Source organism: Flexivirga sp., from assembly GCF_051955415.1.
In the GTDB taxonomy this organism is placed as follows: Bacteria; Actinomycetota; Actinomycetes; order Actinomycetales; family Dermatophilaceae; genus Flexivirga.
This window is the reverse complement of record NZ_JBQCGS010000107.1, coordinates 1-26,001: the sequence shown is the minus strand read 5'-3', so window position 1 is coordinate 26,001 and position 26,001 is coordinate 1. Positions and strand designations below refer to the sequence as shown.

Genomic DNA, 26,001 nt, shown 5'->3' with positions numbered 1-26,001 from the left:
GTCGCCTACCCTTGCCCCATGACCGACTCCCCGCGCGCCGCCTGGGGCTACGGCCTCGCCACCGAGACGTATTCGGGGGACCTGCTGGACACCTGGTTCCCGTACCCGCAGCTGGGCGAGGCCCCCGCCGCCGACCCGTACGCCGAGCCGGCCGACCTGGCGGCCCTGGTGCGTGACCACCCGCGCCGGCAGGTGCGCACCCGGTTGGTGCGGGTGGCGATCGACCTGGACGCCGCGCCCGTCGACGTCCCGGACGCCTATCTGCGGTTGCACCTGCTCAGCCATCGACTGGTGCTGCCCAACACGGTCGACCTGGACGGCCTGTTCGGGGTGCTCACCAATGTCGTGTGGACCAACTACGGCCCGTGTGCGGTGGACGACTTCGAGCAGACCCGGCTGCGGCTGCGCCTGGACGGCCCGGTGCAGGTCTTCGGCATCGACAAGTTCCCGCGGATGACCGACTACGTCGTGCCGTCCGGGGTGCGCATCGCCGACGCCGATCGCGTGCGCCTGGGCGCCCATCTGGCCGAGGGCACCACCGTGATGCACGAGGGCTTCTGCAACTACAACGCCGGCACGCTGGGCACCTCGATGGTCGAGGGCCGCATCGTCCAGGGCGTCGTCGTCGGCGACGGCTCGGACATCGGTGGCGGGGCGTCGATCATGGGCACGCTGTCCGGGGGCGGCACCGACCGCGTGTCGATCGGCAAGCGCTGCCTGGTCGGCGCCGAGGCCGGCATCGGCATCTCGCTCGGCGACGACTGCGTGGTCGAGGCCGGCCTCTACGTCACCGCCGGCACCAAGGTGACCCTGCCCGACGGCGCGGTCGTCAAGGCCCGTGCACTCTCCGGCCGCGACGGACTGCTCTTCCTGCGCAACTCCACCACCGGCGTGGTCGAATGCCGTCCGCGCCAGGGCCACGGCATCGCCCTCAACGACGCGCTGCACGCCAACTGAGCCCCGCCCCCGAGAGAAGCTGCGATCCCCACACCGATGCCCTTCCGCCGCAATCGCGACAACAATCCCGGTGACCGCGAGGTCCATCGGCTGTATGACGCAGGCACCGACCACGACGCGCAACCGGCGCGTTACGTTCAGCACGGGGAGCGTTACGCGCACGACCCGGAGGAGTACGAAGACGGCCCGGTCGACGGCTTCGACCGCGACCCGGAGGACACCCCGTGGTCGGCGTTCGGCCATGACGGGTTGGACGACGACTTCTTCGAGGAGGAGCACCGGCCGCGTGGGCCGATCCGCCGCACCCTCGGCTGCTTGATCCCGGTCGCCCTGGTCGCCGGCATCGCCGGCGGCGGGTACCTGGCCTACCAGCACCTGATGGACAACTGGGGTTCACCGTCGTGCAAGTTCGTGGCCAAAGGCTATGAATACCAGTGGGATCCGGACCAGGCACAGTCGGCGTCGACGATCGTCGACGTCGGCGTCTTCAAGAAGGGCGTGCCGACGCGGGCCGCGACGGTGGCGGCCACGACCGCCATACAGGAGTCCAAGCTGCGCAACCTGGCCTACGGCGACCTGGACTCGCTCGGGCTCTTCCAGCAGCGCAAGAGCCAGGGCTGGGGCACCGCCGAGCAGATCCAGGACCCGGTCTTCTCCAGCGGCTCGTTCTACAACGCGCTGCTGAAGGTGCCCGGCTGGGAGACCATGCCGATCGGCCAAGCGGCCCAGGAGGTGCAGAAGAGCGGCTTTCCGGACGCGTATGCCCAACACGAGTCGCAGGGCGAGGTCATCACCGCGGTCATGACCGGCGGCGCGCACGAGGGCATCGGCTGCCGGCTCGACCCGACGACCAAGAACGGCTCCCCCGCCCAGGTCGTCCAGCAATTGAGCAACGAGAGCGGGCTGACCGCGACCGCCGGGCACAGCGCTGTGGACTACCGCGCCAGGTCGGCCGACGGCGCCTACGCGGTCGCGGCATGGGCGATCGCGCACGCCGACGCCGACAACATCACGGCAGTGACCGTCGGCGACCGGGCGTGGGTGCGGCACCGCGGCCGTGACGGCTGGACCTGGCACGCCGCGCCGCAACCGACGAGCGGGCCGACCCAGGTGCGCATCGACGTGGAGACCAGCAAATAGACGGGCGCGAGACACCCTTACCTACCGAAACGTAGGTAGCGTTGAGTGACCCAGTTCACTCCGATGGAGGTCCTCATGCGTCTCACCCGGTCGACGTCCCTGTCCCTCGCCTGCGCCGGCACCGCAGCGGTCCTGTTCGCCACCGCCGCCGCACCCGCGGCACGAGCGGACACGCGTCTGCCCGTCGGCGGCCTGCCGCAGGCGGCAGCGGGTTATGCCTTCCACCCCGGCTCGGTCGCCGGCGCCAACGACTGGAATTGCCGGCCGAGCGCTGCGCATCCGGATCCGGTCGTCCTGCTGCCGGGCACCTTCGCCAATATCGGGGCCAACTTCGTCGCCCTGTCGCCGATGCTCAAGAACGCCGGCTACTGCGTCTTCGCCACCAACTTCGGCATGACCTGGCTGTCGGCCGGCCGTGTCGGCGGACTGGACACCGAGACCGACTCGGGCAATCAGGTCGCGGCGTTCATCGACCGGGTGCTGGCGGCCACCGGCGCCGACAAGGTCGACATCGTGGGACACAGCCAGGGCGGCTCGATGGGGATCAACTACGTCAAGCTGCACGACGGCGGCAACAAGGTCGGGACGTATGTCGGCTGGGGGCAGAGCTCGAACGGGACCACGCTGTCCGGCATCACGACCGCCGCTACGGCGCTCGGTGTGCTGGGCATCGCCAACGTGGGCCTCGCAGCGTGGGGGGCGCCGGGGCTGCGCGACCAGCAGGTCGGTTCGGGATACAACCAACGCACGGGCGCCATACCGCTGCCGAACGGGCCGAAGTACGTCACGATCCAGACGAAGTATGACGCAGTCGTCACGCCCTACACGACCCAGTCGTTGCCCGGTGCGGAGAACCTCGTGGTGCAGGATCTGTGTCCGACCGACACGGTCGGTCACGTCGGGTTCTTCCTGGACGGCCCGACGCTGCAGCTGACGATGAACGCGCTCGGCGGCGGCCCGGCCGACTTCGAGCCGTCCTGCACGGATTTCGGCCCGGCGCTGTAACTCCGGCTTCGACTCCTCGCAATACAAGGGCCGGGCTACACGAACGAGTTCGTGCAGCCCGGCCTGTGCCGTGCGAGGAGTCGAGCAGAAAGTTCAGCCCTTGGCCGGGTAGTCGCGAGCGCCCTCGCCGACGTAGATCTGCCGCGGACGGCCGATCTTGGTGGCCGGGTCCTCCATCATCTCGCGCCACTGGGCGATCCAGCCCGGCAGGCGGCCGATGGCGAAGAGCACGGTGAACATCTCGGTCGGGAAGCCCATGGCCTTGTAGATGAGGCCGGTGTAGAAGTCGACGTTCGGGTAGAGCTTGCGCGAGACGAAGTAGTCGTCCTGGAGCGCGATGTCCTCCAGCCGCATCGCCATCTCCAGCTGCGGGTCGTCGACACCCATCTTCGTGAGGATCTCGTCGGCGGACTTCTTGACGATGGCCGCGCGCGGGTCGTAGTTCTTGTAGACGCGGTGCCCGAAGCCCATGAGCTTCACACCGGTCTCCTTGTTCTTGACCTTCTCGACGAACTTGTCGACGTCGCCGCCGAATTCGCTCTCGATGCTGTCCAGCATCTCCAGCACGGCCGCGTTGGCGCCGCCGTGCAGCGGGCCGGACAGGGCGTGGATGCCGGCCGAGATCGAACCGAAGAGGTTGGCGTGGCCGGAGCCGACGAGGCGCACCGTCGAGGTCGAGCAGTTCTGCTCGTGGTCGGCGTGCAGGATGAACAGCTGGTCCAAAGCCTTGGCGACGACCGGGTCGACGTCGTAGTCCTCGGACGGGAAGCCGAAGGTCATCCGCAGGAAGTTCTCGACCAGGCTCAGCTTGTTGTCCGGGTAGAGCGTCGGCTGGCCCTGGCTCTTCTTGTGGGCGTATGCCGCGATCGTCGGCAGCTTGGCCATCAGCCGGACGGTCGACAGCTCGATCTGGTCGCGGTCGGTGATGGACAGCGAGTCCTGGTAGAAGGTGCCCAGTGCGGAGACCGCGGCAGACAGCACCGACATGGGGTGGGCGTCGCGCGGGAACGCGGCGAGCAGGTCCTTGAGGTCCTCGTGCAGCATCGTGTGACGCCGAATGCGCTCGGTGAACTCCTCCAGCTGGGCCGTGGTCGGCAGCTCACCGTAGATCAGCAGGTAGGAGACCTCGAGGAAGGTCGACTTCTCCGCGAGCTGCTCGATCGGGTAGCCGCGGTAGCGCAGGATGCCGGCGCCGCCGTCGATGTAGGTGATCGCCGACTTGCAGGAGGCGGTGTTGACGAAGCCGACGTCGAGAGTGACGTTGCCGGTCTCGCCGAGCAGCTTCGAGATGTCGTAACCGTCGTTACCCTCGGTCGCGGGAACGATCCCGAACTCGAGCGTCTTGTCCCCTGCCTGGAATGTGGCAGGTGCCTGGTCAGTCATATTCGCTTTCCGTCCTTATACGTCAACCGGCGACATTGCCGGGGAAGTCAGCGAAATCGACGGTACCTCAGGGTCTTGACAGGACAGCGTGCGACCCCATGTCAAGAAACCAATCTCTTCGCCGCAGCGGAAATTCGCTCGTCGGTCGCGGTGAGCGCGATGCGCACGTGCTGCGCGCCCGCGGCACCATAGAAATCGCCGGGTGCCGCGAGGATTCCCAGCGCGGCCAGTTCGTCGACGCTCTGCCGGCACGGTTTGCCCTGGGTGGCCCACAGGTAGAGCCCCGCCTCGGAGTGGTCGATGCGCCAATCCGCCTGCAGCAGAGCGGCTTTCAGCTCCTCGCGGCGCGCGGCGTAGATCTGCTTCTGCGCGGCGACGTGCGCGTCGTCCTGCACGGCCGCCAGGACGACGCGTTGCACCGGCCACGGCACGATCATCCCGGCGTGCTTGCGGACCTGCACGAGTCGCTGCACCAGCTCGGTGTCACCGGCCACGAAACCGGCGCGGTAGCCGGCCAGGTTGCTCTGCTTGGACAGCGAGTAGACCGACAGCAGCCCTTCATGACTTCCGTCACAGATCCGGTCGTCCAGGATGCTCGGAGTGGTCGGACCATCCGCGTCCGCACGCCAGTCGAGCTCGGCGTAGCACTCGTCGCTGGCCACGATCACCCCGCGTTGGCGCGCCCACGCGACGACCTTCTTGAGGTGGTCGACCGGCAGCACCTGGCCGTGCGGGTTGGCCGGAGTGTTGATCCACAGCAGTTGCGGGGCCATCGGGCCGAACTGCAGCAGACTGGCAGCTGCCCGCGGCGTGGCGCCGGCGAGGCGGGCGCCCACGTCATACGTCGGATAACCCAGCTCGGGGATGCCGACCGAGCTGCCGGCGCCGAGGCCCAGCAGCGTGGGCAGCCACGCCACCAACTCCTTGGTGCCGATGACCGGCATGACCGAGTCGGGGTCGACCGCGGAGGCGTTACGGCGGCGGGCGAACCAGACGGCGACCGCCTTCCGCAGGTCGGGTGTCCCCCACACCTGCGGATATCCCGGCGCGTCGGCGGCCGCGGTCAGCGCCTCCTGCAGCACCGCGGGTGTCGGGTCGACGGGCGTGCCGACCGAGAGGTCGACGATGCCGTCGGGGTGGGCCGCCGCGGTGGCCTTGGCGCCGGCCAGGGAGTCCCAGGGGAAGTCGGGCAGGTCAGCGACGGGCATGGCACACGGGACCCGCGAGGGTCACTCCGCCGCTTCCGCGGCGTTCTGCGGCGGGAGCGCGGCGATGATCGGGTGGTCCTTGTCGATCATGCCCATCTTGGCGGCGCCGCCCGGGCTGCCGATGTCGTCGAAGAACTCGACGTTGGCCTTGTAGTAGTCGGCCCACTGCTCGGGGGTGTCGTCCTCGTAGTAGATCGCCTCGACCGGGCACACCGGCTCACACGCGCCGCAGTCCACGCACTCGTCGGGCTGGATGTAGAGGCTGCGCTTGCCTTCGTAGATGCAGTCGACCGGACATTCCTCGATGCACGCCTTGTCCTTCACATCGACGCACGGCTGTGCAATGACGTAGGTCATACGAAAGGTCCTCCTGCTACGAAGCATGCGTGGCCGCGCGACGACGGCCGACGGGTCGTTATTCGCCTCCTAGTATGCCGTCGTGCCTTCGGACCCGGTCAGTCAGTCTCACCTCAGCAACCTGCTGGTCGCCGGGACGCGCGTCGTGCTGCGCTTCCGGCTGGCCGGAAGCGGGCTCGAGCCGGGCGGTCCGACGCTGACCGACGCCGTGGGTGAGGTCGCGTCGGTCAGCGACGAGGCTGTCGTCGTGACCACCCGTCGCGGACCCGTCACGGTGCCGCGCGCGAGCATCGTGCTGGCCAAGCGCGTCCCGCCGGCGCCGGCCCGCAAGCACCAGCGGGCAGCCGTCGACGACGCGGAGTCGATCGGTATCGACACACTGCAGGTCCTGATGACGGCCGGTATGCCGCCGCTGGTCTCGACATACGTCGGTGACTGGCTGGTGCGATCTGCGGAGGGTTACACGGGACGGGCCAATTCTTCTCTGCCAGTGGGCGATCCGGGCATGCCGCTGGATCACGCGGTGGACCGGGTGGCGGCCTGGTACGACGATCACGATCAACCGGCGCTGATCCAACTTCCGCACCCGGAGAACGTCGCACCGTCGGCGATCCCGCTGGGTACCGTTCTGGCACAACGGGGTTGGCGCTTCTTCCTGCGCACGCTGGTCATGACCAGGACGACGACCGCCCGGCGAGCCGTCGCCCCCGGCGTGCGGGTCGAGACGTCCCCCAGCGCACCGACCGACGACTGGTGGGCCGCCGCGTCACCCCGTGCCCTGGACCATCGCGAGACGCTCGCCCGGATCCTGGGTCTCGTTCCCGAGTCGGCATACCTCACGGCATACGTCGGCGACCGGCCGGTCGGCCACGCTCGCCTGGCGTTCCACGGCGGCTGGAGCGGCATCTTCGACGTGCACACCGATCCCGGCGCACGCCGCACCGGCGTGGCTCGCGCGATCATGGCAACGGCCGCCGGCGTCGCGGCCGACCGGCGCATCCCGATGCAATATCTGCAGGTTGCCGCCGACAACGTCGCCGCGGTCGGCCTCTACGAGTCACTCGGCTGGCGGGTGCACCATGAGTACCACTACGCCACACCGGAAGACTGACGGCTTCTTGCACCAGTGACGCCCGTTGACGGCCGCCCCTCGTGCACACGACCGTCACAGTGGAGTCGGCCCGTGGATGATCTCTGCGCCGGTCGGACGGAGTTTGCCAGGGTATGCCGATGCCCGACCAACCGCTCGATCCGCGCGAGATCATGTCCAACGCGCATTTCGCCCGCCGCGGCATCAGACCCGCATCGTTCATCGGCACGCGCGACCGACCGGCTCGGCTCGTCCGTGTCCGCACCGGCGACTATCTGCCGGCCGAGCGCTGGGCCACGCTGGCCGCGGATGAGCGGCATCGCGCGCTGATTCACACCACGACCGCGCGGATGCGGTGTCCGCTGCCGATGCTGGGTCTGGTGTCGGCCGCCGCCATGGTGCGTATGCCGGTGCTCGGCGGTTACCCGGGCCGGATCGATGTGCTCGTCGATGCCGGGGCGGCAGGGTCCAGCACCATGGTGTGCCGCCATCGGGTGACCTACCTGCCCGAGCCGGTCATGGTCGCCGGACTGCAGGTCACTCCCCCGGCGCGGACGGTGATCGACCTGGCCCGCACCAGGTCGCTGGCCCGCGGACTGGTCGCCGGCGACTGGGCGCTCCGTGACAACGTGTGCACGATCACTCGGCCGGGGTGATCTCGGCTGGGCCGGGCTGATCGGAGAGTTCGACGGCCTGCGCAAGTACCGAGCGACCGGGGATGCCGGCGACGTGGCCAGCGAGAACATCGTCATCAGGGAGAAGCGCCGCGAGGATCGGGCCCGTCGGTCCGGGGTCGGGTTCGCGCGCTGGACGTGGCAGGACGCATTCCACGCGCAAGGTCTGATCCAGGTCCTGTCGGCGGCCGGGCTGGAGCGATCGCCATCCCCGCCCTGGGGCCGGGACATCGGTGCACCGTGACGCAGACGGTCAGTTGCAGGTGACGCGCACCGCGGGGATGTAGTGGGTGGTGAGGCTCTCGTCCTTGACGACCTTGCCGGACAGGTCCTTCACCAGCCGGGTGACGGTCACCTTGAAACCGTCCTGGGGCGGCTGTGGGATGCACTTGGCGCCGGTCAGGTGCTTGGTCGGCCCGGGCTGCTGGATGTCGAATTTGCCGCTCGTGGTGGTCGACACGGTGAACGTCTTGACGCCATACAGCCGTATGACGGAGGCGTGGCCCTCTATGCCGGCCTGGATCCGGATCGGGTGACCGGTGTCATTGGTCCACTTGTTGTCGATCGTGGGGTCGAGCATGGTGGCTTCCCGGCCCATCGGGTAACGCGGGATCCAGTAGGCGTGGGCGGTGTGCTCGACCAGTTTCACACCGGCGAAGAAGGTGGCGTTGTAGAGCGTGGTCGACACCTGCGAGATGCCGCCGCCCATGCCCGGCACGTCGATGCCGCCGACGAGGATCGGCGCGTTGACGTATCCGTGTGCTGCGTCGAACGGCCGCAGCACGTTCAGCAGCGAGAACGTCTCGCCCGGCTGCACCACGATGCCGTTGATCTTCGCCAGGCCGACCCGGATGTTCTCCGTGCGGGCGGCGTTCTCCGGCCCGGTCGGGAAGACCGACACGAACTCGGAGATCTGTTGGTCACCGACCTTGGTCTGCTTCAGCTGCGCCGCGGTGACCGTCGGCTTCAGCGCTGTGGTCGGCAGCGACATGGTGCGGTCGGGAGCGGTGAGCGCCGCGATGAGCAGCTTGCCGGCGCCCTTGGTGTCCGGCGCGGTCCCGTTCTTTCCGGGTATGACACTGCTCGTGTCGCCCTGGAGCCGGAGCTTGGCGTTGACGGCCGGGGTCGTCAGGTCGCTGGCGCGGTGATCCAGCAACGTGGCCAGCGCCTTCTCGTCGACCCGGGGCTGGAGCGACGTGCCGTCGAAGGTGCTGCTCAGCACGCCGGAGATGTCGTTGGCCTGAAGTGTCGCCTGCTTGCCGCCGGCCTTCACGGTGACCGGCCCGGACATCGCCGGATCCGCGAACTTCTTCACGAAGCGCTGCAGTTCGGCGTCGGTCAGGGCCGCAGGCTGCTCGGCGATCGCAGCGGTGTAGTGCTTGGTGCCGGGCCAGCCGGCGGCGATCTGCTTCGTCATCGCCTTGACGTCGACGCCCTTGCCCGGGGTCGACGCGGTCGTGACGACCTTGCCGTCGACGAACTTCACCGAACCGTTCTTCGGCGCGCCCTCGAGCTGCTCGGCCTGGGAGGAGATCGCCCGGTAGAGCTGCTGCTGGTCCACCCGCGGCGTCACGTCGCGGCTCGGGCCGTCACCGGTCAGCCGATGCCACACGGTCGAGGGGTTCAGCGAGAAACCGGTCAGCCCGTCGACGGTGCCCTGGGTGTCGATGGACAGGCCCGACGACGCGGGCTGCAGGGTGAGCGTCTTGCTGCCGGAGGAGATCGTGACCGGCGTCTTGAGCTGTCGCGCGGCCGCCGCCGCGATCCGCGCCTTCGCGTCGGCGGCCCTCATTCCGCCGACATACTGCCCGGCCACCCTGGTGCCACCCTGGATCTTGCCGGACTGCCAGGCCGCGAGCCCGACATACGCACCCGCGAGCACGACCACCGCAGTCGGGCCGCCGATCAACAGGCCCTTGCGCCACCGATCGTTGCGTCCACCACCGCGTGCGCGGCCCCCGCCCGATGCGTTCGTGCTCAACGTTGTACTCCAAATGCGCCCCGGTAATAGATCAGGGCATCCCCTGGCCTGTCTGTGATCGAGACCGAGCGTACGTCGCCGATCACCAGCGTGTGGTCACCTGCGGGAACCGTGTCGTAGGTGTGACATTCGAGGGTGCCGAGCGCGTTGTCGAGCAGTGCCATACCGGTCTGCGGGCCGCGGTGGAACTCCACCCGGTCGAGCTGGCCGTGCAGCGGACGGCCGCGGGTGGACAACCACGCGGCGGTCTTGCGTTCGGACTCCGGCAGCAGGCTGACCCCGAAGGCACCGGCCTCGATCACCGCATCATGGAAGCGCGCCTCCCGTTCCACGCTGATCACCATCAGCACCGGCTCCAGCGACACCGACATGATCGCGTTGGCGGTCATCGCGTGATCGATGTCGCCCAGCCGGGTGGTGACCACCGAGACGCCGGTGGCGAACCGGCCCATCACCTGGCGGTACGCGTCCGGATCGACGGACTCCGGCGGCCGACCAGCGGCCAACTCCTCGGTCATGCCATCAATCCCGTATGCCGCAAGCCGTCCGTCACGACGGGCATCACATCACCGGTGACCGGGTCCAGCCGCTGGAACGCCTCCCGCGCGGCCAGCCGGGTCGCGACGTCGTTGGACAGGGTGTAGTAGCCGTCGAAGACCGACACCTGGGTGCGGTGCCGGCGCAGCGCGGCGATCTGCCGGCCCAGGGCCGCGTCGTCAACGACGGTGTGCGTGACCTCGGTGTCCTGCACGACGCTGGGTAGGAAGGTCTCCTCCGGGGCGGGCACGATCACGCCGGGCCGGGTGGCGTGCTCGGCCAGCCAGGCGCGGTCCTCGATCGCCCAGCTGCGCGGCGTCACCACGGCATACAGCGCCGGTGGCTGCGGCAGGCCGGCCACCGCGGCACGCGTCGCCTCGTGGGTCCGGATGTGGTCGGGGTGGCCGTAGCCGCCGTGCGCGTCATAGGTGACGACGACGTGCGTCCGCACCGCCTGCAGGTATGCCGCGATGGCGCCGCTGGCCTCATCGGTCGGGGCACCGGTGAACGCCCGCGGATGGGCCGCCGACGGCATCCCGGCCATGCCGGAGTCGCGGAACCGGCCGTCCGCCAGCACGGTGACCGTGCTGGCGCCGAGTTAATTGATCGCCGCGTGTAGCGCGTCCCGGCGCAGGTCCCCCAGCGGATCGGGGCTGTCGGCGGCACGTGGCTGGTCGGCGGGCAGCTGCAGGTGCTGCAGTTCGGCCGGGATGACCTCCCCCTCCTCACCGAGGGTGCAGGTGAGCACGTGCACGTCATCGCCGCGCGCGGCGTGGTGCGCGATCGCGAGCCCGGTCCACAACGACTCGTCGTCGGGGTGGGCGTGGACGAAGACCAGTCTCATGCTCAGTGCTCTTTCGGAATACCCGTCACTCGAGGGGAGGAGAACGTCGGGATCAGCTCTTGGCGGCGCTCCGGGCGCGGGCCGCGGTGCGGGCGCGCTCACCGGCGTTGAGCACGACCTTGCGGATGCGCACCGTCTCCGGGGTCACCTCCACGCACTCGTCCTCCCGGCAGAACTCCAGGCTCTGCTCCAGCGACAGCTTGCGCGGCGGGAAGATCTTCTCGAAGTTGTCCGCGCTGGAGGCGCGCACGTTGGTGAGCTTCTTCTCCTTGGTGATGTTGACGTCCATGTCGTCGGCGCGGGAGTTCTCGCCGACGATCATGCCCTCGTACACCTCGGTCGACGGCTCAACGAAGAGCACGCCGCGCTCCTGCAGGTTGACCATGGCGTATGACGTCACCGCGCCCGAGCGGTCCGCGACGAGCGAGCCGGACAGACGTGTGGTGATGGTGCCGTGCCACGGCTCGTACCCGGAGAAGACGTGGTTGGCGATGCCCGTGCCGCGGGTCTCGGTCAGGAACTCGGTGCGGAATCCGATGAGGCCGCGGGAGGGTACGACGAATTCCATGCGCACCCAACCGGTTCCGTGGTTGGTCATCTGCTCCATGCGCGCCTTGCGGGCGGCCATGATCTGAGTGATCGTGCCGAGGTATTCCTCGGGGGTGTCGATCGTCAGGTGCTCGACCGGCTCGTGCAGCTTGCCGTCGACCTCCTTGGTGACGACCTGCGGCTTGCCGACGGTCAACTCGTAGCCCTCGCGGCGCATCTGCTCCACCAGGATGGCCAGCGCCAGTTCACCGCGGCCCTGCACCTCCCAGGCGTCCGGACGCTCGGTCGGCAGCACCCGCAGCGACACGTTGCCGATCAGCTCCCGGTCGAGGCGGTCCTTGACCATGCGGGCGGTGACCTTCGAACCGCGCACCCGGCCCACCATCGGCGAGGTGTTGGTGCCGATGGTCATCGAGATGGCAGGTTCGTCGACGGTGATCAGCGGCAGCGGCACGGGGTTCTCGGGGTCGGCAAGCGTCTCGCCGATGGTGATGTCCGGGATGCCGGCGACGGCGATGATGTCACCGGGACCGGCACTGTCGGCCGGCTCGCGGTCCAGGCCTCGGGTCATCAGCAGCTCGGTGATCTTCACCGTCTGCTGCGATCCGTCGTGGCGGCACCAGGCAACCTGCTGGCCCTTCTTGATCTCGCCGTTGTGCACGCGCAGCAGGGCGAGTCGGCCGAGGAAGTTGCTGGAGTCCAGGTTGGTGACGTGGGCCTGCAGCGGCGCTTGGTCGTCATACACCGGCGCCGGGATGGTCTCCAGGATCGTCTTGAACAGCGGCTCGAGGTCTGCGCCGTCGGGCAGCCCACCGTTGTCGGGACGGGTGGTGGAGGCGACGCCGGCCTTGGCCGAGGCATAGACCACCGGGAAGTCGAGCTGATCGGCGTCCGCGTCGGCGTCCTCGAGCAGGTCCATGAACAGCTCGTAGGTCTCCTCCTCGACCTCCGCGATGCGGGAGTCGGGCCGGTCGACCTTGTTGATGCACAGGATGACCGGCATCTTGGCGGCCAGCGCCTTGCGCAGCACGAAGCGGGTCTGCGGCAGCGGCCCCTCGCTGGCGTCCACCAGCAGCACCACGCCGTCGACCATCGACAGGCCGCGCTCGACCTCGCCGCCGAAGTCGGCGTGACCGGGGGTGTCGATGATGTTGATGGTGATCGACTGGCCGTCGGCGGACGGCCCGTCATACGAGATCGCGGTGTTCTTGGCCAGGATCGTGATGCCCTTCTCGCGCTCCAGGTCACCGGAGTCCATGACGCGCTCGCCGGTGGTCTCGACGGTCTGGCGTTCGCTGAAGGCACCCGTCTGCCAGAGCATCTTGTCGACCAACGTGGTCTTGCCGTGGTCGACGTGGGCAACGATGGCGACGTTGCGGACGTCGCTGCGGGACTTCATGGCCATGGAGTTGTCAGATCTGCTGCGCACGCGGCACCGGTGCGGCGGCAGTCTTCGTCCTTTCTACGCGGATGGGATCCCCATCAGTGTCTCAGGGTTTTGCCGTGCTACTGACCACGGGCCGTCCGGCTCCGTCGCCCCGGCTCACCGGATCGCTCATGTGATCCTCTACGTTGAAGTCAACTTGAAGTCAATCTCCGGTTCGCCGACCGCGGAATGAAGGAGCCGTCCATGGACACCCACGACCTGCTGCCGGTCGGCACCGTCGCCAGCCGCAGCGGCTTCGCCGCATCCGCTCTGCGCTACTACGAGGCGCAGGGGCTCATTCGTGCCGAGCGCAACTCCGGTGGCCAGCGGCGGTTCGAACGCAGCGTGTTGCGACGGCTGGCGTTCATCCGGGCGGCAGCCCACGTCGGGCTGACCCTGCAGGAGATCCGGGACGAGTTGAACCGGTTGCCCGACGGCCGCACTCCGACGAAGGCGGACTGGCAGCGCATCACCACCCACTGGCGAGGCCGACTGGACGAGCAGATCGCCGCGCTGGAGAAGCTGCGCGACGGGCTCGACTCGTGCATCGGCTGCGGGTGCCTGTCCTTGCGAGGATGTGCCATCTCCAATCCGCAGGACGCGGCAGCCGACGGCAACGAAACACCCGGCGCGGCCTTCCTGCCGCCGTTGCTGCGGCGGCCGCACCAGCCGTCCTGACGGTTCACATCTCGAGATGATGACGGTGTGCGCGAAACCCGGCGAGAGCAGCGGCGACTCGGTAACGTTCGCAAAACCCTCTTCTCCACCGGAAGGTCCCATCATCATGGCCGTCACCAAGACCACAGCCGCCGTCGCGCTGTTGGCCGCCTCCACGCTCGCGCTCAGCTCGTGCGCGAGTTCCAAGCGAGATGACTCCAAGAAGTCCGGCAACGGCGCCAGCAACAGCAACGCCACGCTCAACTTCGGAGCGGCGGGTGCACCCGCCACCCTCGACCCCTTCTACGCCAGCGACGGCGAGACGTTCCGCGTCAGCCGGCAGATCTTCGAGGGCCTGGTCGGCTTCAAGCCCGGCACGGCCGAGGTGGCACCGCGCCTGGCCACCAGCTGGAAGCCGTCGGCCGACGGCAAGACCTGGACGTTCAAGCTCAAGACCGGCGTGAAGTTCACCGACGGCACGCCGTTCAACGCCGACGCGGTCTGCAAGAACTTCACCCGGATGGACAGCCAGAACAAGGCCGGGCAGACAGCCTCGGAGTACTGGCTGACGAACATGGGCGGCTACAACGGCGCCAAGGACGAGCTCTACCAGGGCTGCACCGTCAAGGACGCCTCGACCGTCGTGATCAAGATCGCCCGGCCCACCTCGAAGTTCCCCGCACTGCTCGGCCTGCCGGCGTTCTCCATGCAGTCGCCCACGGCGATGAAGAAGTATGACGCCAACGGCATCAAGGCGCAGGGCCAGGGCTTCGTCTACCCGGCATACGCCAATGCGCACCCGACCGGCACCGGTCCGATGAAGTTCGAGTCCTACGACAAGACGAACAAGACCGTCACCCTGGTCCGCAACGACGACTACGCGGGTGACGACAAGGCCACCGTCAAGAAGATCGTCTTCTCGATCATCCCCGACGAGACCGCCCGCAAGCAGGCGTTGGCCTCCGGTCAGATCGACGGTTACGACCTGCCCAACCCGGTCGACTGGCCGTCGCTGAAGAAGGACGACAACCTCGAGATCCGCCCGGCGTTCAACATCCTCTACCTGGGCCTCAACGCCAAGGTCGACCCCGACCTGAAGGACATCCGGGTCCGTCAGGCGCTCTACTACGCGATCAACCGGGACCAGCTGGTCAAGTCGCAGCTGCCGGACGGCGCCTCGGTCGCGACGCAGTTCATGCCCGACACGGTCGCGGGCTACAACAAGTCGCTCAAGCCCTACAAGTACGACCCGGCCAAGGCGAAGGCACTGCTGAAGGCCGCCGGCAAGTCCAACCTCAGCATCACCTTCTGGTACCCCACCGAGGTCACCCGGCCCTACATGCCGGCACCGGACAAGATCTTCAACGCGATCTAGTCAGACTGGGCGGCGGTCGGCGTCAAGGTCACCCCGAAGCCGATGCCGTGGGCCGGCGGTTACGTCACCGGCACCCAGAACGGCAACGCCGCGGCATACCTGATGGGTTGGACGGGTGACTACAACACCCCGGACAACTTCCTGGGCAGCTTCTTCTCCGACCCGAAGGGTCAGATGAGCGTCGGCGTCTACCCGTGGGGCGACGCGTTCCACAAGGCGCTGGCCGACGACGACTCGATCGTCGACGAGTCGCAGCGTGCGGCCGCCTACGAGAAGCTCAACAAGCAGATCATGGAGGACTACCTCCCGGGTCTGCCGATCTCGAGCTCGCCGCCCGCGATCGTCTTCAGCAAGAAGGTCACCGGCGTCACTCCGAGCCCGTTGACCGACGAGCACCTGTGGACCGCCAAGGTCAGCAAGTAGCCCTCGTCCGCCCGGTGGCCGGTGCCGTGGTCAGTCCTCGGTGCCGGCCACCGGCGCACGTAATCTCTTCGTAGGAGCCATCCCCGTGCTCAGATTCATCGTGCGACGACTGCTGCAGGCCGTCCTGGTCATGTTCATCGTCTCCGTCCTGCTCTTCGCCTGGCTGCGGTCGCTGCCCGGCGGCCCGGTCGACTCGATCCTCGGCGAGCGCGCGACGCCCGCCACCCGTGCGGCGCTGCGCAAGACGCTCGGTCTCGACCAGCCGCTGCCGGTGCAGTACCTGCACTTCCTGGACAACGCGGTGCACGGCAACTTCGGCACCTCCATCCAGGTGCAGGCCGGCACCGATGCCATGCAGTTGTTCCTGCAGCGCCTGCCGGCCACGATCGAGTTGTCCTTTTTCGCGATCGTCCTGGCGCTGATCACCGCCATCCCCCTCGGCTACTTCGCCGCCAAGCGGCACGGTGGCCTGTTGGACACCAGCTCCGTCGTGTTGTCGCTGGTCGGCGTCGCGGTGCCGGTCTTCTTCCTGGCCTTCGTGCTGAAGTACGTCTTCGCCATCGAGCTCAACTGGCTGCCGGTCGCCGGCCGGCAGAGCCCGGACCTGGACGCGACCCGCGTCACCAACTTCTATGTGCTGGACGGGCTGCTGACCCGCGAGTTCGATGCCTCGTGGGATGCGATCAAGCACCTGATCCTGCCCGCGATCGCGCTCGCGTCCATCCCGTTCGCGGTGATCTTCCGGATCACCCGTGCCTCGGTGCTGGAGGTGATGAACGAGGACTACGTGCGCACCGCCGAGTCCAAGGGCCTGTCGGCGCGGATCATCCGCGGCCGGCACATCCTGCGCAACGCCCTGTTGCCGGTGGTCACCACCATCGGCCTGCAGGTCGGCGGACTGCTCACCGGTGCGGTGCTGACCGAGACCGTCTTCGGCTACCCCGGTGTCGGTGACGCGCTCGCGCAGGCGTTCAGCCAGCGCGACTACGCCGTGCTGCAAGTGCTGATCACGATGGCGGCGATCGGCTATGTGCTGGTCAACCTGCTCGTCGACATCGCGTATGCCGTCATCGATCCCCGCATCCGGACGAGGTGAGTGCGATGAACCCCATGCAACGCAAGAAGGACCGCATCGACGCGCTGGCCGCGACGGCCGGTGACACGGACATCCCGGACGCCGGGCACGTCAGCGAGTCCGGCGGACTCAGCCTGATCGGCAGTGCCTGGCTGCGGCTGCGGCGCAACCCCGTCTTCCTCGTCGGCGCCGCGGTCACGATCCTGTTCGTGCTGGTCGCGATCTTCGCGCCGTTGATCGCACCGCACAACGGCACGACCAAGTACCTGATCGGCCAGGTCACTCCGGCCACGCCGATCCCGCCCTCGCAGAACGGCTTCCCGCTGGGCGGCGACGACCAGGGCCGCGACTTCTTGTCCCGGCTGATCCTCGGCTCCCGCCAGACCCTCATCGTCGGGGTGCTGGCCACGCTGGCCGGCTTGTTCGGCGGCCTGGTGCTGGGCACCATCGCGGGGGCGTTCGGTGGCTGGGTCGACTCGGTCGTCATGCGCATCGTCGATGTCATGCTGTCGTTGCCCTCGCTGGTGCTGGCGCTCGCCGTCGCGACCCTCTTCGGCAAGCCGTCGCAGTGGACGCTGATCATTGCGATCTCGATCGTCCAGGTGCCGATCTTCGCGCGTCTGTTGCGCGGGTCGATGCTGACCCAACGGGCCAGCGATCACGTGCTCGCCGCCCGGGCGCTGGGGGTGAAGCGATCGTCGATCACCTTCCGGCACATGCTGCCCAACTCCCTCGGTCCGGTGCTCGTCCAGGCGACGCTGGTGCTGGCGACCGCCATCATCGAAGCTGCAGCACTGAGCTTCCTCGGCCTGGGCAACCCGGACGATTCCACCCCCGAGTGGGGCCAGATGCTCGGCAGGGCCCAGCAACTGTTCGACATCTCACCGCACGTGGCCTTCTGGCCGGCCGGCTGCATCGTCGTGGTGGCGTTCGGCTTCACGCTGATGGGTGAGTCGCTGCGTGAGGCACTCGATCCCCGGAACCGGAGGTGAGCGGCATGACCGCTCCAGCACCAGCAAAGACCGACACCTTGCTGTCGGTGCGCGACCTCGTCGTGGAGTTCGGCACCAAGGGGCAGCGGCCGTTCCGTGCCGTCGACGGCGTGTCCTTCGACGTGCGACCGGGTCAGACCGTCGGCCTGGTCGGCGAGTCCGGCTGCGGCAAGTCGGTGACGTCGCTGGCCATCATGGGCCTGCTGCCGCAGCGCGGCAACAAGGTGTCCGGGTCGGCGACCTACGACGGCACCGACCTGCTGACGCTGGACGACCGGGAGATGCGCGACCGGCGCGGCCGCGACATCGCGATGATCTTCCAGGACCCGTTGTCGTCGCTGAATCCGGTCGTCTCGATCGGCGTCCAAGTGGCGGAGGTGCTGCAACGGCACCGCGGGATGAAGAAGTCCGCGGCGATGGCCGAGTCGCGCGACCTGCTCGACAAGGTCGGCATCCCGGACCCGTCACGACGGCTGAAGGAATATCCGCACCAGTTGTCCGGCGGCATGCGGCAACGCGCCCTGATCGCCATGGCGCTGGCCTGCAAGCCACGCCTGCTCATCGCGGACGAGCCCACCACAGCCCTGGACGTCACGATCCAGGCGCAGATCCTCAACCTGCTCAAGGAGCTGGTCGTCGACTCCGGCACCGCCCTGATCATGATCACCCACGACCTCGGGGTCGTGGCCGGGCTGTGCGACGAGGTCAACGTCCTGTATGGCGGACGGATCGTCGAAACCGCTTCTCGTCACGAGATGTTCGCCCGGCCGCGGCACCCCTACACCAATGGCTTGCTGGGCTCCATCCCGCGGCTGGACGGTTCGCGCAGCGAGCAGCTGGCCGCCATACCCGGATCGGTTGCCGACAACATCCCGTGGACGTCGGGTTGTGCTTTCGCGCCGCGCTGTTCGCGGGCGATCGAGGTGTGCCGGGAGCAGACGCCCGCGCTCGACCAGGACTCCACGTCGGTCGAGGAGCACACGCTGCGGTGCCACAATCCGTGGCCGACGGGAGGAGAGGCATGAGCGAGCAGACCGTGACGCTGGACAAGGGTGCCGCCACGGACGGCGGCGACGTCCTGCTGGACGCGCAGGGCGTGGAGGTCCACTTCCCCATCAAGCGCGGTGTCATCTTCGACAAGACCGTCGGCTACGTCTACGCCGTGGACGGTATGTCGCTGCAGATCCGCAAGGGCGAGACCTATGGCCTGGTCGGTGAATCCGGTTGTGGAAAGTCGACTTTCGGCCGCGCACTGCTGCGCCTGGAGGAGCCGACGGGTGGCTCGGTGACCTTCGCCGGCACCGACCTGTCGACGCTGCAGGGCGAGGAGTTGCGCACCAAGCGGCGCGACATGCAGATGGTCTTCCAGGACCCCTTGTCGAGTCTGGACCCGCGCCAGACCGTCGAGTCCTTGCTGTTGGAGGGCATGCACGCCCACGGGCTGACCAAGGACAAGGCGGCCGCCGGCGCGAGACTGCGCGAGCTGTTGCAGGCGGTCGGGCTGCCCGCGGCCGCACTGCGCAAGTACCCGCACGAGTTCTCCGGTGGCCAGCGTCAGCGCATCGGCATCGCGCGGGCGCTGTCGGTCGACCCCCAGTTGATCGTCGCCGACGAACCGGTGAGTGCGCTGGACGTGTCGGTGCAGGCTCAGGTGATCAACCTGTTGGAGGACGTGCAGGAGCAGTTCGGGCTGACCTACCTGGTCATCGCGCACGATCTGGCGGTGGTCCGGCACATCAGCGACCGGGTCGGCGTCATGTATCTGGGATCCCTTGTGGAGGAAGCGGATTCGGACGGGCTCTACGCCACACCGCTGCATCCCTACACTCGCGCGCTGATGTCCGCGGTGCCGATCCCAGACCCGTTGGTCGAGGACCGCCGCGAGCAGATCATCCTGGCCGGCGACCTGCCCTCCCCCGCCAACCCGCCGAGCGGCTGCCGCTTCCACACCCGCTGCCCGTGGCGGCAGGAGGAGCGCTGCGACACCGAACGCCCGCAGCTGCGGGTGGTGCAGATCGACGGCGTGCCGGCCTCGCACCGGGTGGCCTGCCACTACGCGGAACAGATCCATTCCGGCGAGATCCAGCGCCACGAGGTGGACGCCTCGGCGACGGATCCCGCCGCGCTCGAGGACGCCCCGACGGTCAACACCCAGGAGAACGCCGGCGGTCAGCCGTTCTCCACCCAGTAATCCTGCGGTGACATCACGCGCGAGCCGCCGAACCGGTCCCCCGAGGGGCCTGTTCGGCGGCTCGCGTCCTGTGTGCCGACCTCAGCCCATTCGCACCGGCTCACGCTCGGTGTATGGCGCGGGCGGCACCTGCCGGCCGGCGATCCGGCGCGTGCCGCGTGACGGCCACCAGGCGCGGTGACCGAGCAACGACAGCGCCGCCGGTAGCACGACCAGCCGGACCACCGTGGCGTCCAGCGCGATCGCGATGCCGAGGCCGACGCCGATCTCCTTCATCTCGACCATCGACAACGTGGCGAAGAGTGCGAAGACCGAGATCATCACCACGGCCGCACTGGTGACCACACCGGCCGTCTCCTGCACGCCCTGGCGCACCGCGAGTTTCGGCGGCAGGCCCGCGTCGACCTTCTCCTTGACCCGGCTGAGCACGAAGACGTGGTAGTCCATCGACAGTCCCATCAACACCACGAAGAGGAAGATCGGGATCCACGAGATCACGCCGCCGGTGGAATGGAAGTGCAGGATGGATTCGGCCCAGCCGTGCTGGAAGACCAGTGTCAGCACACCGAAGGCGGCACCCACCGACAGCAGGTTGAGGGCGGTCGTCAGTAGTGCGACGACCAGACTGCGGAATGTCGCCGCCATCATCACCAGCGTCAACCCGAGCACCACGACGAGGACCTTCGGCAGCCCCTCCGACTGGTGCTGCATCTGGTCGTAGCTCTCCGCCACGCTGCCGCCGACCGCCCACTGCGTGCCGGACGGAACGGTCGCAGGCAGCACGTGGTCGCGCAGTGCGCGCACCGCGTCGCCCGCAGCGAACGACCCTTCGCCGGCCTTGCTGCCCACGGTCAGCACCACCGTGTGGCCGTCGGCGGAGACCTTGACCGGGTCCGCGACCGCCTTCCAGTGACCGGTCGAAATCGCCTTGGCCGCAATGGAGCTGGCCTCGCTGCGCAGCTGTGCCGTGTTGTCACCCTGTAGCACGATGGCGGCGGTCGGGCCGTCGCCGGGGAACGCATCGCCGATCTGCTGGAGAGCATGGACGGCGGGGATGTCTCGCGGCAGTGACTCCAGACTGCTGGTCTGCTGCTTCATGCCCAGCGCCGGCACCGCCAGGCCGAGCAGCAACACACCGCCGACGAGCAGCACGGCCAGCGGCCGGCGCAGCACCGGGCCGAGCACCCGCCCGCTGACCGCACCGGGCGTCATACGCGCCGACAGCCGCCAGAGCAACGGGATCCGGGGCCGGTCGACCTTGCCGCCGAACAGCGTCAACAACGCCGGCAGCACCGTGAGCGAACCGAACACGGCGAACGCGACCACCAGGATGGAGCCGGTGGCGATCGAGGCGAAGGTGACGTCGCCCACGACGTAGAGGCCGGCCATGCTGACCAGCACGGCGACACCCGAGACGACGATCGAGTGACCGGACGTCTCCGCCGCGATCTCCACCGCGTCCGCGGTGCGCAGACCGCGCTGGCGTTCCTGTCGTTCGCGCTTGAGATAGAACAGCGAGTAGTCGACGCCCACCGCCATCCCGATGAGCAGGATGACGCTGGTCACCGTCGGTTCCATCGGCAGCAACAACGACACCGGACCCATCAGGCCCATGGTCGCGAAAACGCTGGTGATCGCCAGGAACACCGGGATGCCCGCCGCGATCAGCGCGGCGAAGACGAGCAGCATCAAGCCGATGGTGATCGGCAGACTGGTCAGCTCGGCCGAGCCGAGGTCGTTGCCGACACGGGTGTTGATGGCGTCGTTCAGCGAGGTGTCACCTGTCTGGACGATGTCCAGACCGGGTGCCCGCGGTTGCGCGTCGCCGACGGCTCGGGTGATGCCGCTGATGTCCGGGTCCTTACCGTCCGCAACGGTTTTCATCGTGATCGGGACGATCATCAGCTTCCGGTCCGGTGACACCGCAGGTTGCCCGACGCGCAGCACGTGGCTGTCGCCGCGGATGTCCGCTGCGATCCGGTCGGCGGCAGTGCGCACCTGGGGACCGACGGCCGCCCCGGTGGTGCGGGACAGCACGACGAATTCGCTGTCCGGGGCGTCGAGGCCGGCGCGTTCGATCTGCGCTGCGGCGGCTCCCGACTGGCCGACGCGGTAGTCGCCGGCGGTGGTGGTGTGCATGGAGATCGCCGCGCCGCAGGCGACGGCCGCAACCACCAGGAGTATCCAGGTGCCGAGGGCGCGCCATGGGTGGCGCACGCTCCAGCGGGCGATTTTCAGTGTGGCCCCAGCCCTTTTCACGGTGGCGACCCCTCCCTGTTGTGACTTCCGGCCGGGTGAATCCCGACCGTGGTCAACACTTGTCGCACCAGAGGGAGAAGTCAGTGCCGGCAGCACCACACTTGAGGTGGGGCCAGCACCACCTCCACCGGTGGAGCTCGCCCGCCTGCGCGGCCGGTTCCGGCAGGGAAGGATGGGTCTCGTGAAACGCACTGCCGACCGTCCGCAGATCATGCTGGCCCACTTCGTCGCCATACTCCTGGCCGCCCCGGGGCTCGCCATGCTGGTGCTCACCCTGGTCGGCACGGTCACGGCTCCGCTGGGCGTCGGACTGCTGCTGCTGTATGTCGCTGTCCCCGCCTCTCGGCTGCTCGCGATCGGCCAGCGCGGCCTGGCGCGGGTCGTGCTGCGAGAGCCCGTGGTGCAGGAATATCGCGACACCCGCGGCCTCGGAGTCATCAGCCGCGTGCAGCGGTGGGCCGGTGACCCGGCCCGTTGGCGTGACCTGCTCTGGGAGATGGTGTCCAGCACGCTGGGCTTCACCTTGTCGGTGCTGACCATCGCGCTGTTCTGCTACCCGATCTGGTCCATCGTCTGGTTCGGCCTGTGGAAGGGACTGCCGGACGTCTTCGACACCCCGTACGGCGACTCGCTACGTGTGACGGAAACCTCTGCTGCGGTTGCGGTTTCGGCGTCCGGGTTCGTCATCGGTGCACTGCTCTGGTGGTTCACCGTCAAACCGATCGCGCGGTGGCGCTTCGGCCTGGACGCCTACCTGCTCGGGCTCTCCCGGCAGGCAGTGCTGGCCCGACGGGTCGAGCAGGTGACCTCGTCACGTGCGCAGGGCGCAGACGCGGCCGCCGCCGAACTGCGTCGGGTCGAGCGGGATCTGCACGACGGCGCCCAGGCCCGGCTGGTGGCGCTCGGGATGAATCTCGGTCTGGCTGCCGAACTCATTGAGAAGGACCCGGAGGCCGCCCGACGACTGTTGGTGGAGGCCCGCGACAACTCCGGTGACGCACTGCAGGACATCCGGTCGGTCGTGCGCGGCATACACCCGCCGGTGCTCGCCGATCGAGGGCTGGCCGATGCAGTGCGAGCCGTCGCCCTCGACCTGCCCATCGACTTCGAGCTCGACCTGCATCCGCCGAAGCAGCTGCCGCCGCCGCTGGAGTCGGCACTGTACTTCAGCGTCGCCGAGTGCCTGGCGAACATCGGCAAACACGCCCACGCCACCGCGGGCTGGATCAGCATCACCTGTCCGGAGGAGGTCATTCACCTCGTCGTGGGCGACGACGGTGTCGGCGGCGCCGACCGCCGCGGCAGCGGGATGCAAGGGGTCGCGGGACGGCTCGCGGTGTTCGACGGCACGATGGTGGTGTCGAGCCCGCCGGGCGGCCCGACCATCGTGACCATGGAGGTGCCGTGCGGGCAGTGATCGGTGAGGACCACGCGCTGCTGCGCGATGGTCTGCAGCGCATTCTCGCCGCGCACGACATCGACGTCGTCGCGACCGCGGACAACGCGCCGAGCCTGGTGCGTGCGCTGCGGGAGCACTCCCCCGATATTGCCATCGTCGACGTGCGGATGCCGCCGACGCTGACCGACGAGGGTTTGCGCGTCGCCATCAATGCCCGCCGAGAACAACCCGGTTTGCCCGTACTCGTGCTGTCGCAGTATGTCGAGAATCTCTACGCCCGGGAGCTTCTGGAGGACGGTGACGGCGGCGTGGGCTATCTGCTCAAGGACCGTGTCTCCGACGTCGGCGCCTTCATCGAAGCCGTCCGCCAGGTCGCCGACGGTGGCACGGTGCTCGATCCGACGGTGGTCCGCCACCTCATCGCCGGCCGTCCGAAGGGCAGCAAGATGGACCGGCTCACCGACCGCGAGCGCGAGGTGCTCGGTCTGATGGCGGAGGGCCGGTCCAACGTCGCCATCGCGGCGAGCCTCTTCGTGACGGAGAAGGCGATCAGCAAGCACACCAACGCGATCTTCAGCAAGCTGGACCTGCCCGTCTCCAGCGACGACAACCGGCGCGTGCTGGCGGTCCTCGCCTACCTCAACGGTTGACCCGCCCACTTCGCGCGCCCAGCCGCCGGTCATCGAAGCCTTTCCTGCGTGGACAACGCGTCCCGGACAGGGCAGGCTCGAAGACATGTCCAGACTACTCACCGAAGAAGAAGTCACCCGACAGTTGGCCGCATTGGACGGCTGGTCGCGCGACGGCGACGCCATCCGGTCGGAGTACCAGGCGCCGTCGTTCGCCGCGGGGATCGAGTTCGTCCGGTTGGTGGCAGCCGACGCCGAGGACATGGACCACCACCCGGACATCGAGATCTCCTACACGACCATTCGCTGGACGTTGTCGACGCACAGCGAAGGCGGCATCACCCAGCTCGACATCGAGCTGGCCCACCGGATCACCGAAGCGGCCGGCGGAACCGGTGCGCAGGTGAGTTCGTGACCGCATCCGTGGAGCCGCACGAGGGCGAGCTGCAGGACGACTCGCTCAGCAGCCGCCTCAACTGGTTGCGTGCCGGGGTGCTCGGCGCCAACGACGGCATCGTCAGCGTCGCCGGCATCGTGGCGGGCGTGGCCGGCGCCACGACCCACCGCAGCAACATCGCGATCGCGGGCATCGCCGGCCTCGTGGCCGGTGCGTTGTCAATGGCCGCAGGCGAATACGTCTCGGTGAGCACACAGCGCGACAGCGAGCGCGCGATGCTGCGCAAGGAGAAGCAGGAGCTGCACGAGCTGCCCGAGGAGGAGCTCGAGGAGCTCACCCAGATCTACCAGGCCAAGGGGCTGCGCCGCGAGCTCGCCGCGCAGGTCGCCCATGAACTCACCGAGCACGACGCACTCGGCGCGCACGCCGAGGCAGAGCTCGGCATCGCTCCGGACGAGCTGACCAACCCATGGCACGCGGCCGGGGCGTCATTCGTCGCGTTCACCATCGGTGCGCTGATCCCGCTGATCGCGATCCTGCTGCCGATGCCCGACTGGCGGGTGCCGATCTGCTTCCTCGCGGTGGCCGTCGCGCTGGTGCTGACCGGCGCCACGAGTGCCCGGCTCGGTGAGGCACCGACCCGGCCGGCGGTGTTGCGCAACGTGATCGGCGGACTGCTGGCCATGGCGATCACGTATGGCGTGGGCAGTCTTGTCGGGACTGCCATCTGACCGATCTGTCGCCGGTGGTATGTCGGGACGGCAGGAACTTCCGGTTAGCGACAGCAAACGACGCGACTGTCCCATCCGATGGAGTGCGGAAGCCACGCCAGCGTCTCGGCAGAGGGGCGGCGCTTCTTGAACCCGCCCTCTCTCCAGACACCGTCTCCCATCCAGCGCACATCGATACGTTTCACCGAAAACGTGTTCGATGATTCTCTAGGTTTCCCCACGCCCCCTGCAGTAGAATAGAAGTACGTCGAAAGCATTGCTCGGTAAGGAGGTTCGCGATATGGATGTCGATCCACAGCTGCCCGGCGAACCTCTCACGCCCTCCCACCTGGGCACCGGTTCTGAAGACGTTGTCACACCTGCGGCGCCCGGTCGCGGACCGGAGTTGTTGGCCGCGCTGCACACCATGGCGGACCTGTTGGACGAGGTACCGGGCGCGGTGCATCAACTCGGCACCGAGCAGGAAGATGAACTGGTCTCGGTCCTGCTGCGGTTGCACGGGCGGTCCGCGCAAGTGGTGACCCTGGTGGCCGCGGACGTGGTCGACCGGGGTGTCGTCTCACCCTCGGATGCGGCCACCACCAGCCAATGGATCACCGGACACCTCACCGCACAGGCCGCGCACGGACAGGGCGGTGGGGTGCCGGTCGAACCGCGCACGATCCGGGCGATGGCGGCCGTGGCCGACGCCTGCCAGCACCGCAAGAACACCGTCATCACGC

Annotated in this window: 23 protein-coding genes and 2 pseudogenes; 17 read left to right on the top strand and 8 right to left on the bottom strand. The window is 68.3% G+C overall.

All coding sequences use genetic code 11. The features are described from left to right. Window positions 1-18: 18 nt before the first annotated feature. The 3 genes from dapD to ACTHL4_RS17455 all read left to right on the top strand — a co-directional run bounded on the left by dapD (window position 19) and on the right by ACTHL4_RS17455 (window position 3,102). Window positions 19-957 (top strand): 2,3,4,5-tetrahydropyridine-2,6-dicarboxylate N-succinyltransferase, encoded by a 939-nt coding sequence (gene dapD / locus ACTHL4_RS17465; protein WP_440284041.1) that lies wholly within the window; start codon window positions 19-21, stop codon window positions 955-957. A 36-nt stretch (window positions 958-993) separates the two neighbouring features. Beyond that, entirely contained in the window at window positions 994-2,097 is a 1,104-nt protein-coding gene (locus ACTHL4_RS17460) for a hypothetical protein (RefSeq protein WP_440284040.1), read from the top strand. A 75-nt stretch (window positions 2,098-2,172) separates the two neighbouring features. Continuing rightward, on the top strand, window positions 2,173-3,102 hold the full coding sequence (locus ACTHL4_RS17455) for an esterase/lipase family protein (protein WP_440284039.1): 930 nt from the start codon (window positions 2,173-2,175) through the stop codon (window positions 3,100-3,102). Between the two features lie 93 nt (window positions 3,103-3,195). Here the strand turns inward: ACTHL4_RS17455 and ACTHL4_RS17450 are convergent, their stop codons facing one another. The 3 genes from ACTHL4_RS17450 to fdxA all read right to left on the bottom strand — a co-directional run bounded on the left by ACTHL4_RS17450 (window position 3,196) and on the right by fdxA (window position 6,050). Next, window positions 3,196-4,485 (bottom strand): citrate synthase, encoded by a 1,290-nt coding sequence (locus ACTHL4_RS17450; protein WP_440284038.1) that lies wholly within the window; start codon window positions 4,483-4,485, stop codon window positions 3,196-3,198. A 101-nt stretch (window positions 4,486-4,586) separates the two neighbouring features. Then, window positions 4,587-5,693 (bottom strand): succinyldiaminopimelate transaminase, encoded by a 1,107-nt coding sequence (dapC, locus tag ACTHL4_RS17445; RefSeq protein WP_440284037.1) that lies wholly within the window; start codon window positions 5,691-5,693, stop codon window positions 4,587-4,589. Window positions 5,694-5,714: 21 nt separating this feature from the next. Beyond that, window positions 5,715-6,050 (bottom strand): ferredoxin, encoded by a 336-nt coding sequence (fdxA, locus tag ACTHL4_RS17440; RefSeq protein WP_440284036.1) that lies wholly within the window; start codon window positions 6,048-6,050, stop codon window positions 5,715-5,717. 82 nt (window positions 6,051-6,132) lie between these two features. On the opposite strand from fdxA, the gene ACTHL4_RS17435 reads away from it, so the two are divergent. From ACTHL4_RS17435 to ACTHL4_RS17425, 3 genes are all read left to right on the top strand, one after another. After that, entirely contained in the window at window positions 6,133-7,161 is a 1,029-nt protein-coding gene (locus tag ACTHL4_RS17435) for a GNAT family N-acetyltransferase (protein ID WP_440284035.1), read from the top strand. A gap of 119 nt (window positions 7,162-7,280) precedes the next feature. After that, a complete protein-coding gene (locus ACTHL4_RS17430) occupies window positions 7,281-7,796 on the top strand; it encodes a hypothetical protein (protein WP_440284034.1) in 516 nt (171 codons plus the stop codon). Next, complete coding sequence (locus ACTHL4_RS17425) at window positions 7,762-8,058, top strand: hypothetical protein (RefSeq protein WP_440284033.1); 297 nt, start codon at window positions 7,762-7,764, stop codon at window positions 8,056-8,058. Before ACTHL4_RS17430 ends, ACTHL4_RS17425 begins: the two co-directional genes overlap by 35 nt. A 9-nt stretch (window positions 8,059-8,067) precedes the next feature. On the opposite strand, the gene ACTHL4_RS17420 is transcribed toward ACTHL4_RS17425, so the two are convergent. The 4 genes and pseudogenes from ACTHL4_RS17420 to typA form a co-directional block, all read right to left on the bottom strand. Next, window positions 8,068-9,795: a VanW family protein gene (locus tag ACTHL4_RS17420; protein ID WP_440284032.1), complete on the bottom strand. Its 1,728-nt coding sequence runs from the start codon at window positions 9,793-9,795 to the stop codon at window positions 8,068-8,070. Continuing rightward, a complete protein-coding gene (locus tag ACTHL4_RS17415) occupies window positions 9,792-10,313 on the bottom strand; it encodes a flavin reductase family protein (protein WP_440284031.1) in 522 nt (173 codons plus the stop codon). Before ACTHL4_RS17415 ends, ACTHL4_RS17420 begins: the two co-directional genes overlap by 4 nt. After that, window positions 10,310-11,176: pseudogene (locus ACTHL4_RS17410) on the bottom strand (PIG-L family deacetylase). Before ACTHL4_RS17410 ends, ACTHL4_RS17415 begins: the two are co-directional and overlap by 4 nt. A gap of 52 nt (window positions 11,177-11,228) precedes the next feature. Next, entirely contained in the window at window positions 11,229-13,130 is a 1,902-nt protein-coding gene (gene typA / locus ACTHL4_RS17405) for a translational GTPase TypA (protein ID WP_440284061.1), read from the bottom strand. Window positions 13,131-13,355: 225 nt separating this feature from the next. Between typA and soxR the strand changes: the two genes are divergently transcribed. The 6 genes and pseudogenes from soxR (at window position 13,356) to ACTHL4_RS17375 (ending at window position 19,864) form a co-directional block, all read left to right on the top strand. Beyond that, window positions 13,356-13,829 carry a redox-sensitive transcriptional activator SoxR gene (gene soxR / locus ACTHL4_RS17400; protein WP_440284030.1) on the top strand — a complete coding sequence of 158 codons (474 nt, stop codon included), beginning with the start codon at window positions 13,356-13,358 and terminating at the stop codon, window positions 13,827-13,829. Between the two features lie 16 nt (window positions 13,830-13,845). After that, window positions 13,846-15,606: pseudogene (locus ACTHL4_RS17395) on the top strand (ABC transporter substrate-binding protein). 85 nt (window positions 15,607-15,691) lie between these two features. Beyond that, complete coding sequence (locus tag ACTHL4_RS17390; protein WP_440284029.1) at window positions 15,692-16,702, top strand: ABC transporter permease; 1,011 nt, start codon at window positions 15,692-15,694, stop codon at window positions 16,700-16,702. Window positions 16,703-16,707: 5 nt separating this feature from the next. Next, window positions 16,708-17,673 carry an ABC transporter permease gene (locus tag ACTHL4_RS17385; RefSeq protein WP_440284028.1) on the top strand — a complete coding sequence of 322 codons (966 nt, stop codon included), beginning with the start codon at window positions 16,708-16,710 and terminating at the stop codon, window positions 17,671-17,673. Window positions 17,674-17,678: 5 nt separating this feature from the next. Beyond that, complete coding sequence (locus tag ACTHL4_RS17380; RefSeq protein WP_440284027.1) at window positions 17,679-18,698, top strand: ABC transporter ATP-binding protein; 1,020 nt, start codon at window positions 17,679-17,681, stop codon at window positions 18,696-18,698. After that, a complete protein-coding gene (locus ACTHL4_RS17375; protein WP_440284026.1) occupies window positions 18,695-19,864 on the top strand; it encodes an ABC transporter ATP-binding protein in 1,170 nt (389 codons plus the stop codon). The genes ACTHL4_RS17380 and ACTHL4_RS17375 overlap by 4 nt, the downstream gene beginning before the upstream one ends. Before the next feature lie 81 nt (window positions 19,865-19,945). Here the strand turns inward: ACTHL4_RS17375 and ACTHL4_RS17370 are convergent, their stop codons facing one another. After that, window positions 19,946-22,081 (bottom strand): MMPL family transporter, encoded by a 2,136-nt coding sequence (locus ACTHL4_RS17370; protein ID WP_440284025.1) that lies wholly within the window; start codon window positions 22,079-22,081, stop codon window positions 19,946-19,948. Window positions 22,082-22,304: 223 nt separating this feature from the next. Here ACTHL4_RS17370 and ACTHL4_RS17365 point away from each other — a divergent pair, with 223 nt between their 5' ends. The 5 genes from ACTHL4_RS17365 to ACTHL4_RS17345 all read left to right on the top strand — a co-directional run. Continuing rightward, window positions 22,305-23,540, top strand: a complete 1,236-nt coding sequence (locus ACTHL4_RS17365; protein WP_440284024.1) for a sensor domain-containing protein — start codon at window positions 22,305-22,307, stop codon at window positions 23,538-23,540. Beyond that, a complete protein-coding gene (locus ACTHL4_RS17360) occupies window positions 23,528-24,172 on the top strand; it encodes a response regulator transcription factor (RefSeq protein ID WP_440284023.1) in 645 nt (214 codons plus the stop codon). The genes ACTHL4_RS17365 and ACTHL4_RS17360 overlap by 13 nt, the downstream gene beginning before the upstream one ends. 85 nt (window positions 24,173-24,257) lie before the next feature. Beyond that, window positions 24,258-24,566 carry a 4a-hydroxytetrahydrobiopterin dehydratase gene (locus ACTHL4_RS17355; protein WP_440284022.1) on the top strand — a complete coding sequence of 103 codons (309 nt, stop codon included), beginning with the start codon at window positions 24,258-24,260 and terminating at the stop codon, window positions 24,564-24,566. Next, window positions 24,563-25,279 carry a VIT1/CCC1 transporter family protein gene (locus ACTHL4_RS17350; RefSeq protein ID WP_440284021.1) on the top strand — a complete coding sequence of 239 codons (717 nt, stop codon included), beginning with the start codon at window positions 24,563-24,565 and terminating at the stop codon, window positions 25,277-25,279. The genes ACTHL4_RS17355 and ACTHL4_RS17350 overlap by 4 nt, the downstream gene beginning before the upstream one ends. 280 nt (window positions 25,280-25,559) lie before the next feature. Continuing rightward, window positions 25,560-26,001: hypothetical protein (locus tag ACTHL4_RS17345; RefSeq protein ID WP_440284020.1), on the top strand; the 442-nt coding region annotated here is incomplete at its 3' end.

Coding starts and splice junctions, on each gene's coding strand:
- dapD (WP_440284041.1), top strand. CDS start 19: ATGACCGACTCCCCGCGCGCCGCCTGGGGCTACGGCCTCGCCACCGAG.
- ACTHL4_RS17460 (WP_440284040.1), top strand. CDS start 994: ATGCCCTTCCGCCGCAATCGCGACAACAATCCCGGTGACCGCGAGGTC.
- ACTHL4_RS17455 (WP_440284039.1), top strand. CDS start 2,173: ATGCGTCTCACCCGGTCGACGTCCCTGTCCCTCGCCTGCGCCGGCACC.
- ACTHL4_RS17450 (WP_440284038.1), bottom strand. CDS start 4,485: ATGACTGACCAGGCACCTGCCACATTCCAGGCAGGGGACAAGACGCTC.
- dapC (WP_440284037.1), bottom strand. CDS start 5,693: ATGCCCGTCGCTGACCTGCCCGACTTCCCCTGGGACTCCCTGGCCGGC.
- fdxA (WP_440284036.1), bottom strand. CDS start 6,050: ATGACCTACGTCATTGCACAGCCGTGCGTCGATGTGAAGGACAAGGCG.
- ACTHL4_RS17430 (WP_440284034.1), top strand. CDS start 7,281: ATGCCCGACCAACCGCTCGATCCGCGCGAGATCATGTCCAACGCGCAT.
- ACTHL4_RS17415 (WP_440284031.1), bottom strand. CDS start 10,313: ATGACCGAGGAGTTGGCCGCTGGTCGGCCGCCGGAGTCCGTCGATCCG.
- typA (WP_440284061.1), bottom strand. CDS start 13,130: ATGGCCATGAAGTCCCGCAGCGACGTCCGCAACGTCGCCATCGTTGCC.
- soxR (WP_440284030.1), top strand. CDS start 13,356: ATGGACACCCACGACCTGCTGCCGGTCGGCACCGTCGCCAGCCGCAGC.
- ACTHL4_RS17385 (WP_440284028.1), top strand. CDS start 16,708: ATGAACCCCATGCAACGCAAGAAGGACCGCATCGACGCGCTGGCCGCG.
- ACTHL4_RS17380 (WP_440284027.1), top strand. CDS start 17,679: ATGACCGCTCCAGCACCAGCAAAGACCGACACCTTGCTGTCGGTGCGC.
- ACTHL4_RS17375 (WP_440284026.1), top strand. CDS start 18,695: ATGAGCGAGCAGACCGTGACGCTGGACAAGGGTGCCGCCACGGACGGC.
- ACTHL4_RS17355 (WP_440284022.1), top strand. CDS start 24,258: ATGTCCAGACTACTCACCGAAGAAGAAGTCACCCGACAGTTGGCCGCA.